The sequence below is a fragment of the Pseudomonas sp. FH1 genome, from assembly GCF_000510895.2.
Lineage (GTDB): Bacteria > Pseudomonadota > Gammaproteobacteria > Pseudomonadales > Pseudomonadaceae > Aquipseudomonas > Aquipseudomonas azotoformans_A.
In genome coordinates, this window is the sequence record NZ_AOHM01000029.1 from 1 (window position 1) to 10,011 (window position 10,011).

Annotated in this window: 9 protein-coding genes; 3 read left to right on the forward strand and 6 right to left on the reverse strand. The window is 62.4% G+C overall.

The window, feature by feature from the left end:
* Positions 1–205: 205 nt before the first annotated feature.
* Both H096_RS11620 and H096_RS11625 read right to left on the reverse strand, forming a co-directional pair.
* Positions 206–760 carry a UPF0149 family protein gene (locus tag H096_RS11620; RefSeq protein ID WP_033898311.1) on the reverse strand — a complete coding sequence of 185 codons (555 nt, stop codon included), beginning with the start codon at positions 758–760 and terminating at the stop codon, positions 206–208.
* A 99-nt stretch (positions 761–859) separates the two neighbouring features.
* Complete coding sequence (locus H096_RS11625) at positions 860–2,107, reverse strand: chloride channel protein (protein WP_033898313.1); 1,248 nt, start codon at positions 2,105–2,107, stop codon at positions 860–862.
* Positions 2,108–2,299: 192 nt separating this feature from the next.
* Here H096_RS11625 and H096_RS11630 point away from each other — a divergent pair, with 192 nt between their 5' ends.
* Both H096_RS11630 and nudC read left to right on the forward strand, forming a co-directional pair.
* Positions 2,300–3,112, forward strand: a complete 813-nt coding sequence (locus H096_RS11630; protein ID WP_033898316.1) for a crotonase/enoyl-CoA hydratase family protein — start codon at positions 2,300–2,302, stop codon at positions 3,110–3,112.
* A gap of 5 nt (positions 3,113–3,117) precedes the next feature.
* The gene (gene nudC, locus H096_RS11635) at positions 3,118–3,951 is read left to right on the forward strand and encodes an NAD(+) diphosphatase (protein ID WP_033898318.1); all 834 of its coding nucleotides are present in this window, start codon (positions 3,118–3,120) and stop codon (positions 3,949–3,951) included.
* Here the strand turns inward: nudC and H096_RS11640 are convergent.
* The 3 genes from H096_RS11640 to H096_RS11650 form a co-directional block, all read right to left on the reverse strand.
* Positions 3,919–4,698 (reverse strand): TSUP family transporter, encoded by a 780-nt coding sequence (locus H096_RS11640; protein ID WP_033898325.1) that lies wholly within the window; start codon positions 4,696–4,698, stop codon positions 3,919–3,921. The genes nudC and H096_RS11640 overlap by 33 nt on opposite strands.
* An 81-nt stretch (positions 4,699–4,779) precedes the next feature.
* Complete coding sequence (gene pcsA / locus H096_RS11645; RefSeq protein ID WP_033898327.1) at positions 4,780–5,499, reverse strand: phosphatidylcholine synthase; 720 nt, start codon at positions 5,497–5,499, stop codon at positions 4,780–4,782.
* Between the two features lie 149 nt (positions 5,500–5,648).
* Positions 5,649–6,563 (reverse strand): class I SAM-dependent methyltransferase, encoded by a 915-nt coding sequence (locus H096_RS11650; RefSeq protein WP_033898329.1) that lies wholly within the window; start codon positions 6,561–6,563, stop codon positions 5,649–5,651.
* A 191-nt stretch (positions 6,564–6,754) separates the two neighbouring features.
* On the opposite strand from H096_RS11650, the gene mdeB reads away from it, so the two are divergent.
* On the forward strand, positions 6,755–9,421 hold the full coding sequence (gene mdeB, locus H096_RS11655; RefSeq protein WP_033898330.1) for an alpha-ketoglutarate dehydrogenase: 2,667 nt from the start codon (positions 6,755–6,757) through the stop codon (positions 9,419–9,421).
* Between the two features lies 1 nt (position 9,422).
* Here the strand turns inward: mdeB and H096_RS11660 are convergent, their stop codons facing one another.
* Positions 9,423–9,911: a DUF1289 domain-containing protein gene (locus H096_RS11660; RefSeq protein ID WP_016975646.1), complete on the reverse strand. Its 489-nt coding sequence runs from the start codon at positions 9,909–9,911 to the stop codon at positions 9,423–9,425.
* Positions 9,912–10,011: the final 100 nt, after the last annotated feature.

The following is a 10,011-nucleotide window of genomic DNA, read 5'->3' on the forward strand; positions in this document are numbered from 1 at the left end:
CCTGCCGGGTTACCCACGGATTCAAGCCTGCGTTCGGCCAGCGTGTTTTACGGGGCGCCTAAGATCAAGATCAAAAGCACAGCGGCCTGACAGCCGGCTTGAGTGGTGTAGAGCAAAAGCAAACGCGGTCCACTGTGGGAGCTGGCTTGTCGGATCGCCGCATCGCTGCGATGCAGGCGCCTCGGTCTTTCAGATAGGCTGGCTGTTACCGCTTTGCCAACCAGTAATCATGCAGCGCACGCGCTGCCGGTTCGATTTCGCTGACGCGTTGCTGGTGTGCTTGCAGATCCAGGTCGGCCGGGAGTTCGAAGTTGTCTTGTTCGGCGCACCAGGAGATTTTTTCCAGCTGTGCAGCCTGTTCTGCCGGCAGTTCCGGCCAGTTGCCGATGGCGGCGCCACGGATGTAGCCAAAGCACCATTCTTCGGCGAGGGTCACGGGGTGGCCTTGGTGTTCGGTTTCGTCGAAGCGGGCGTTGAAGCTGTTGGCGTCGCTGGACAGTTGTGCGGCCAGGGTGTTGAGGTGGCGCACGCACAGTTCGAGGAAGCTTTGTGCTTCGTCCATGGTGTCCCATTCCGGGTTCTGGCCGCCCCAGATCGCCGGGAACCACTCAGCCACGTCCACCTGCACCGGGCTGGAAACCAGCGCGGTGAAGTAGCCGTCGAGTTCGGCCAAGTTCAGCACCGAGTGGTCGTCGCCGTACTTGAGCAGGGTGTTTTCGATGAATTCGAATTCGGCGGGGGTGAGGGGTTGGGTGTGCATGGGGCATATCCTTTAAACGTCGAACGCCGCCAATGGGGGCGGCTTAAAGCGCGAAGGATGGCGTGTGTGCGGGGTTTTATCCAGCCTTTTGCAGCGTTTTTACCCGCGTCGGTTGCACAGCTTGCTGACGCACATCGAGCCGACTACTGCGAGGATGATCGGCACCAGGAAGTCGTGGTCGACGCGGGTGAATTCCGCCACCAGCACAATCGCGGTCAGCGGCATGCTCATGCTGGCGGCCAGGAAGGCGGCGGCGCCGATGATTGCAAATGCACCCAGGGGTATGCCGGGCCACACCAGGCTCCAGGCGCCGCCGAGGAGGATCGCCAGTAAGGCGCCGTTGGCCAGGCCGGGGGTGAGCAAGCCGCCTTCGGCGCCGGCGCGCAGGCTGCTGGTGGTGATCAGTACCTTGATGGCCAGCAAGAGTGCGGCCAGGCCAATCGTCAGTTCATTGTCGAAACCCAGCTGTGCCGGGCCTTTGCCATTGCCGAGGATTTGCGGCAACAGCATCGCCAGGCCGCCGATGATCATGAAGTTGATCAATGACAGCACCGGCAGGCGCCAGCCCCTGGCGGCATTCGCCCGCGCCTTGCCAGTGAGCTGCGTGAAAGCGTACGCCGCCACGCCGAAGACCGGGCCGCAGACCACCGCCCAGGCGATCAGGGCAGGGTTCAACACAAAGTGCGGGACCCCATATTGCGATTCCGCACCCAACCCGATCCACGCCACCGACGCCGCAATCGCCGAAGTCGCCAACGCAATCACCGCCGCCGGCCAACTGAATGCGCCCACCAGCACTTCCAGCACGAACACCGCGACACCCAGCGGCACGTTGTAGACGGCCGCCAGGCCCGCGCCGGCACCACAGGCGACGATCAGACGATGCATCTGCGGGTCGAGTCGCGCGCGCTGGGACAACCAGGTGGCGGCCAACGCGCCGACTTCCCGTGGTGCCACCTCACGTCCCAGGGGCGAACCCAGGGCCACGGTGATGATCTGCAGCAAGGCGTGGGCGAGGGTGGTCTTGGGCGGCATGATCGGCATCTTTTCCGATACCGCTTGCTTGATGCTCACCAACGGCCGGCCATAGCGATAAATCACCCACCAGCCCACTCCCGCGACCAGGCCGCACACCACCAACACCAGCAAGCGCCGCTCCGGTGCCGCCGCCGTCACACCCAGCAGGAAGGTTTCATGGCTGACCAGGCTGTCCAGGCTATAACCGTAGGCCAGGTGTTGAATGCCATGCAGCAGCAAAGCCAGCAACATCCCGCCCAACCCGGCGCCGATGCCGGTGAACACGACCACCAGGGCGAGGATCAAGGATGAGCGAAACGGGGTCGGCATAGGCGGCTCCAGGCAATGGTCCTGATTGTATAGCCGATAAATCGGCCGCCCTGGATGAAATGTATCGGCGCTGCATGAACCGCGCGGCCACAACATTCCATTACCTTTGCCCGTCCCGTTTTTGGCCGATGTGCCGTCACGTTCCCTTGTTATAGTTCGGGCCTTATCACTCGCCAGTCAGGGATCACTGCCATGTCCGAATACCAAGCTTTCGTCGTCGAACTCACCGGCAACGTTGCCCATGTGCAGATCAACCGCCCGGAAAAGATCAACGCGATGAACGCGGTTTTCTGGACCGAAATCATCGACATCTTCCAGTGGGTCGAAGACACCGACGCCGTACGCGCCGTGGTGCTCAGCGGTGCCGGCAAGCATTTCTCTTCCGGCATCGACCTGATGATGCTGGCCTCGGTGGCCAATGAATTCGGCAAGGACGTGGGCCGCAACGCACGCTTGCTGCGCCGCAAGATCCTGGAGCTGCAAGCCTCGTTCAATGCCGTCGACAACTGCCGCAAGCCGGTGTTGGCGGCGATCCAGGGTTACTGCATCGGCGGTGCCATCGACCTGATCAGCGCCTGCGATATGCGCTACGCCGCCGAAGGTGCGCAATTCTCCATCAAGGAAATCGACATCGGCATGGCCGCTGACGTCGGCACTTTGCAACGCCTGCCGCGCATCATCGGTGACGGCATGCTGCGCGAGCTGGCTTACACCGGCCGTCAGTTTGGCGCCGAAGAGGCGCGCAGCATCGGCCTGGTCAATCGCGTCTATCCCGATCAGGACAGCCTGTTGGCCGGCGTCATGGACATCGCCCATGAAATCGCCGCCAAATCGCCGATTGCGGTCACCGGTACCAAGGCCATGATCAGCTACATGCGTGACCACACAGTCAATGATGGCTTGGAATACGTTGCCACCTGGAACTCGGCTATGTTGCAATCCAACGACCTGCGCGTGGCCATCGCGGCCCACATGAGTAAGCAGAAACCCGAATTCGTGGATTGACTGACATGACCCCAGGCTGGATTACCACAACGCTGCTGGACAACGACACCCCCGGCGGCTGGGCCGTCGCCCGCAGCCGTGACGGCTTTTTGCATGACACCAACGGCCCACTGTTCCCCCGGGAATGGCTCAAGCGCCAGGACCTGTCGGTGTTCGCCGAACACGGCATCGGCCACCTCGACGGCGAGCCGGTGTACCTGCTGGAACTCAATGCTTCTACTGAAGTGCCGGGTTGCAGCTGGCAGGGGCTGCGCGGCTTCATGCTGCAAGGCGATCATACCCTTTACAAGGTGCTGGGCTACGCGGCGCAGATCGGCACCTGGGCGCGGGAACACCGGTTTTGTGGGAGTTGCGGCCAGGCCATGGTCCAGGTGCCACGTGAGCGTGCGATGCATTGCCAGGCCTGCGATTTGCGCAGCTATCCGCGTATTTCGCCCAGCATGATCGTGCTAGTGACCCGTGGCGACGAGATCCTGCTGGCGCGTTCGCCACGCTTTGTCACGGGGGTGTATAGCACGTTGGCGGGGTTTGCCGAGCCGGGCGAGTCGGCCGAAGACTGCCTGATCCGCGAGGTGCGCGAGGAAGTGCAGGTGGAGGTCAAGAACATCCAGTACATGGGCAGCCAGTGCTGGCCGTTCCCGCATTCGATGATGCTGGGTTTCCATGCCGAGTACGCCGGCGGTGACATCGTGCCCCAGGCTGATGAGATCGAAGACGCGCAGTGGTTCAACATCCACGATTTGCCGCCGTTGCCGGCGTCACGTTCGATTGCGCGTTACCTGATCGACCTCTACCTGGCCCGTCGCCTAGGCCACGCTGAACCAGTGCTGCCAGGCTAGGCGCACGGTCAGGCCAAGGACCACGGTGATGAACACCGGGCGAATGAATTTGGCGCCGCCGCTGATTGCGCTGCGTGCGCCAAAGAACGCGCCACACATCACCGAGACGCCCATGGCCAGGCCGACGATCCAGTCCACCGAACCATTGATGATGAACACCGTCAGCGCCGCCGCGTTGCTGACGAAGTTCATGCTGCGCGCCACACCGCTGGCTTTCACCAGGTCGATGGGGTGCAACAACATCGTGCTGACGGTCCAGAACGCCCCGGTGCCAGGGCCGGCCACACCATCGTAGAAGCCCAGGCCGAAGCCCTGGGTGGATTGCCATTTCTTCTTGATCGGCGCATCGGCGTCCAGCGGCGCCTTGGGCGTGCCGCCGAACAACAGGTACACACCGCAGGCGAACACAATCACCGGCAGCATCTTGTTCAGGGTTTCAGCGGGCAGGTAATGGGCGACCACGGCGCCGGTCAACGCACCGATCAGCGTGCCGACGATGGCATGCACCCACTGGCGCGGATGGAACAGCTTGCGCCGATAGAAGGTGAAACTGGCGGTGGCCGAGCCAAAGGTGGAACTGAGCTTGTTGGTGCCCAGTACCAGGTGCGGCGGCATGCCGGCGGTGAGCAGCGCAGGGGTGGTGAGCAAACCGCCACCGCCGGCGATGGCGTCGATGAAACCGGCGATAAAGGCGACAACCGCCAGGATGGCCAGGGTGGTGAGGTCTACGCTGAGTTCGAAGGGCATGGGCAGGGCTTAGAGTGGCGGGGCGCAGAAAGGGGCTGCGCCAAAGGCCGCCATCTTACCTGCAACCCACCGGCAACGGTATCAACCGTGACGCTTCTCCAGCCACTCCAACGCCGTCCGCCAGATACAAATCCCCAGGAAATACGCCGACATCACCGACCACAAGCCAAACGTCCATGGGTTGGTGTTCGGGTAATCCATCACCATCAAGAAGCTGCACAGCAGCCAGATCGTGGTCACCCCGATGTTGATCGGCATGAACCGTTTCACCCGGAACGGGTGCAGGAACTTCATCGGCGTCACGGTCAGCAGGGCCAGGCCGATCACGGTGAGCAAGGTGACCCAGGCTTCCGGCTGGATGATATAGACGCACAAGGCCACCACATTCCATGCGGCGGGGAAGCCGACGAAGTAGTTGTCCTTGCTCTTCATGTTGACGTTGCAGAAGCAGAACAGCGACGACACCAGGATCACCGACACGGTGAACAGATGGGTGAATTCCGGCAGGTCGATATAGCGATAGATAAACAGTGCGGGGATGAACACGTAGGTGAGGTAATCGATCACCAGGTCGAGCACCGAGCCGTCGAAGCTCGGCAGTACCGTGCTGACATTCACCCGTCGCGCCAGTGAGCCATCAACCCCGTCCACCACCAGTGCCAGGCCCAGCCACAGCAGGCAGGCCTTGGGTGAGTTTTCCAGCAACGCCAGGGTGGCCAGGAAGGCCAATACCACACCGGTGGCGGTAAAGCCGTGGGCGCCCCAGGCTTTGAGTCTGGCTACATGCAGGGTCGATATCACGGGCGGTTCTCCAAAAGGTGAAACGGGGCAGCCGACGACGTGACGCCGTCGAGTCTGGCCGGGGAATGCAGGTATCGACCGGGAAGGGGGTAAGAAGGTTCACCACCCCGGTGTTTCACTTAGCGTAGCAAGCGTAAGACGTTTCGGCATCAGCCCTGGCGGAACACCAATGCCTTTAAGCCACTTCGCACATCAATATCAGGAAATTCTGGCGGGTTTTGCAGGCGCTCGACAAAACGCAGGCCCGGTGCCTCGCGGGTGACACCGCCGATCAGGAAGTCTTCGCCGAAGGCCGGGTCATTCATGCACGCCAATACGGTGCCCTGTGGCGTGAGCAGGTCCGGCAGGCGGCGCAGCACGCGCTGGTAGTCCTTGGTCAGCAGGAAGCTGCCTTTCTGGAAGGAGGGCGGATCAATGATCACCAGGTCGTAGGGGCCGTTGTTGGTAACTTTGGCCCAGGACTTGAACAGGTCATGGCCGAGGAAGCTGACGTTGCTCAGGTCATGACCATTCAGGCGATGGTTGTCGCGCCCCCGGCTCAGGGCGCCACGGGCCATGTCCAGGTTCACCACGTGGTCGGCGCCGCCTTCGATGGCCGCCACCGAGAAGCCACAGGTGTAGGCAAACAGGTTGAGAACGCGCTGGCCCTTGGCCTGCTCGCGCACCCAGTTGCGGCCGTAACGCATGTCGAGGAACAGTCCGCTGTTCTGTTTTTTACCCAGGTCGATCAGGTAGCGCAGGCCGCCTTCGGTGATGGTCAACTCGTCGACCGGGTCACCCGACAGCCATTCGGTGGTGCTTTGCGGCAGGTAACGGTGTTGCAGGGCGATGGTGTACGTACCGAACTCAGTTTGCAGCAAGTGCTTCAAGGCTTCCAGCTGCGCAGCGTCCGGCTCCTTGAACAACGCCACCAGCAGCACGCCTTGCAACCAGTCCACCGTCAGTTGCTCCAGGCCCGGCCAGCAACGGCCACGGCCGTGGAACAAGCGGCGGGTTTCAGCCGGCGGGGTCGCCAGGGCGGTGAGCAGGTGGGCGTGCAGGGTAGCGAGTGCGTCTGGGGTCATCGTTAAACGTCGGTCGTTGAGCGGGCAGCATTTTAAACACAATTGCGGGCTATCGTCCTGCTTGAGCATAACGTGCTGGCAAAAACACGATTGGCAGTGATTCATGCTCAAAATTCAACGGCGCGCGCCTGATAACAGGCAAAAAATCCTCCCGCACCGACATAAACTGGAAAAAAAGCCCGGAGGTGCCCATGAACGGTTTCACGAATGCGGTGATGGATCAGCAAGAGTTGGAGGAGTGGCGCGACGCCCTGGCGTCCCTGGTCACCCACGCCGGCCCCGCGCGGGCGCGGCAGATCCTCGACCTGCTGGCCCAGGACGCCAGTGCGCCGCCCATCGACTGGAAACCGCGCCACGGCACGCCCTACATCAATAGCATCAGCGTCGAGCAGCAACCGGCATTTCCCGGCGACCTGGCTACCGAAGAACGTCTGGCCTCGCTGGTGCGCTGGAACGCCTTGGCCATGGTGGTGCGGGCCAACCAGGCCTACGGCGAGCTGGGTGGTCATATCGCCAGTTACGCCAGCGCGGCGGACTTGTTCGAAGTCGGTTTCAACCACTTTTTTCGCGCCCGCAACGAGGGCTTCGGCGGCGATCTGGTGTTTTATCAGCCACATTCCGCGCCCGGCATCTATGCGCGGGCCTTCCTTGAAGGCCGCTTGAGCGAAAGCGACCTGGCCCACTATCGCCAGGAAATAGGTGGGCCCGCGCAGGGCGCACGCGGCCTGTCCAGCTACCCGCACCCGTGGCTTATGCCGGATTTCTGGCAGTTCCCCACCGGTTCCATGGGCATTGGTCCCATCAGTTCGATCTTCCAGGCGCGCTTCATGCGCTATTTGCAGCACCGCAATTTGCAGGACACCACCGACCGCCACGTGTGGGGCGTCTTCGGCGACGGCGAGATGGACGAGCCGGAAAGCATGTCGGCCCTGACCCTGGCCGCCCGCGAAGGCCTGGACAACCTGACCTGGGTGGTCAACTGCAACCTGCAACGCCTCGACGGCCCGGTGCGCGGCAACGGGCGGATCATCGATGAGCTGGAGGCGTTGTTTGCCGGTGCGGGCTGGAACGTGATCAAACTGGTGTGGGGCTCGGACTGGGATGCGTTGTTGGCCAAGGACGCCGACGGTTCGCTGGTCAACACCTTGTCCAACACGGTTGACGGTCAACTCCAGACCTTCGCCGCCAAGGACGGCGCCTACAACCGCGAGCACTTCTTCGGCCAGAGCGAGTCCCTGGCCCGGCTGGTCGAGGGCATGAGCGATGAGCAGATCGACCGCCTCAAGCGCGGCGGCCACGACATGGTCAAGATCCACGCCGCCTACCACGCCGCACGGCGGGTCAAAGGCAAACCCACGGTGATCCTGGCCCAGACCAAAAAGGGTTTTGGCATGGGCGAGGCCGGGCAGGGCAAGATGACCACCCACCAGCAGAAGAAGTTGGACCGCGATGCGTTGATCGCCTTCCGCAATCGCTTCCAGTTGCCGCTGACCGATGAACAGACCGAATCCCTGAGCTTTTTCAAACCGTCCGAGGACAGCCTGGAGTTGCGCTATCTGCACCAGCGTCGCACGGCGTTGGGCGGCTACGTGCCCAGTCGCAGCCAGGTCGCCGCCCCGGTCAGCGTGCCGGCCGTATCGGGTTACGCCGGCTTCGCCACGGCGGCCGACGGCAAGGAAATGTCCACCACCATGGCGTTCGTGCGCATGTTGACCAACCTGCTCAAGGACAAGGCGCTGGGGCCGCGCATCGTGCCGATCGTGGCGGATGAAGCGCGCACGTTTGGTATGGCCAACCTGTTCAAACAGATTGGCATCTATTCCAGTGTCGGCCAGCGTTACGAGCCGGAAGACATCGGCTCGATCCTCAGCTACCGCGAAGCCACCGACGGGCAGATCCTGGAGGAGGGCATCAGCGAAGCCAGCGCCATCAGTTCCTGGGTCGCGGCGGCCACCAGCTATTCGGTGCATGGCCTGCGCATGTTGCCGTTCTACATCTATTACTCGATGTTCGGTTTCCAGCGCGTCGGCGACCTGATCTGGGCGGCCGCCGACCAACGCGCCCGTGGCTTCCTGCTCGGCGCCACCGCCGGGCGCACCACCCTGGGTGGCGAAGGCTTGCAGCATCAGGATGGCAGCAGCCATCTCACCGCGGCCACCGTGCCCAACTGCCGCGCCTACGACCCGGCGTTCGCCGGGGAATTCGCGGTGATCCTCGACCACGGCATGCGCCAGATGCTGGAACAGGAGGTGGACGAGTTCTACTACGTGACCCTGATGAACGAAAACTACCCGCAGCCCAGCCTGCCGGAAGGGGTTGAAGCGGCGATTATCAAAGGCATGTACCGCCTGCAAGGCACTGCCGATGCCCAGGTGCGCCTGCTCGGGTCCGGCACGTTGGTACGCGAGGCGCAAGCGGCGGCACAGTTGCTGGCGGACGATTGGCAGGTGACGAGTGAAGTGTTCAGCGTCACCAGTTTCAGCGAGCTGGCGCGGGATGCGCGGGAGGTGGAGCGCTGGAACCGGCTGCACCCGCAGGCCGCTGCGCGGATCAGCCATGTGCAGGAATGCTTGCCCAAAGGCGCACCGGTGATTGCGGTGTCCGACTATGTGCGGGCCGTGCCGCAGATGATTGGCTCTTACCTGGATTCCAACTACACCGTGTTGGGCACTGACGGCTTTGGGCGCAGTGATACACGGGCGGCGTTGCGGGATTTTTTTGAGGTGGACCGCCATCACATCGTGCTGGCGGCGTTGACGGCGTTGGTGGAGCAGGGGCGTCTGGAGGCGCGGGTGTGCCAGGAGGCGATTGAGCGTTATGACCTGCAGGCCGAACGCGCAGCCTCCTGGAATTGCTGAGTCAGAAACTGGCTATCAGTGGGGGCCCAAAAGCCTCCCTGATAAACCCCGGCGCGATATACCGCTCGTAATGCGCTTCTGACAGCAGGAAAAACTCCCGGTCAATCGCATCCCGCAGATCCGCCAGGCTGCGCTCGCGAAACTCCGGCAGCAACGCCAGCCCATACGCGTCCAGCTTGGAAATCACTCGCGCACCCCGGGCAATCAGCTGATACGCCCAGCAATACGCCGACTGGTGCGGCATGAAGCGGATCTTGCGCGTCTCAAGCTGCTGACGCAGCAGCTGCGCATCAAACACCTCCAACTTGCTGGCCATGACCTGCACCAGCAATTGCTCCAGGCGCAGCCACACTGCCTGTTTCTCGTCGGCGTTGTAGCCGTTCCACTGAATCACTTCATGGTGGTAACGCTTGCAGCCCCGGCAGACCAGGTCCCCGTAAACGGTGGAGCACAGGCCGACGCAGGGGGTCTTGATGGTTTGATTGGGCATAAAAAAACATCGGCAGGTGAAACAACACGGCCCCAGAAGGGGCCGTCTTTATATCAATCCCAGCTCAGCGCGCCGCCAGTCTGGTACTCGATCACACGGG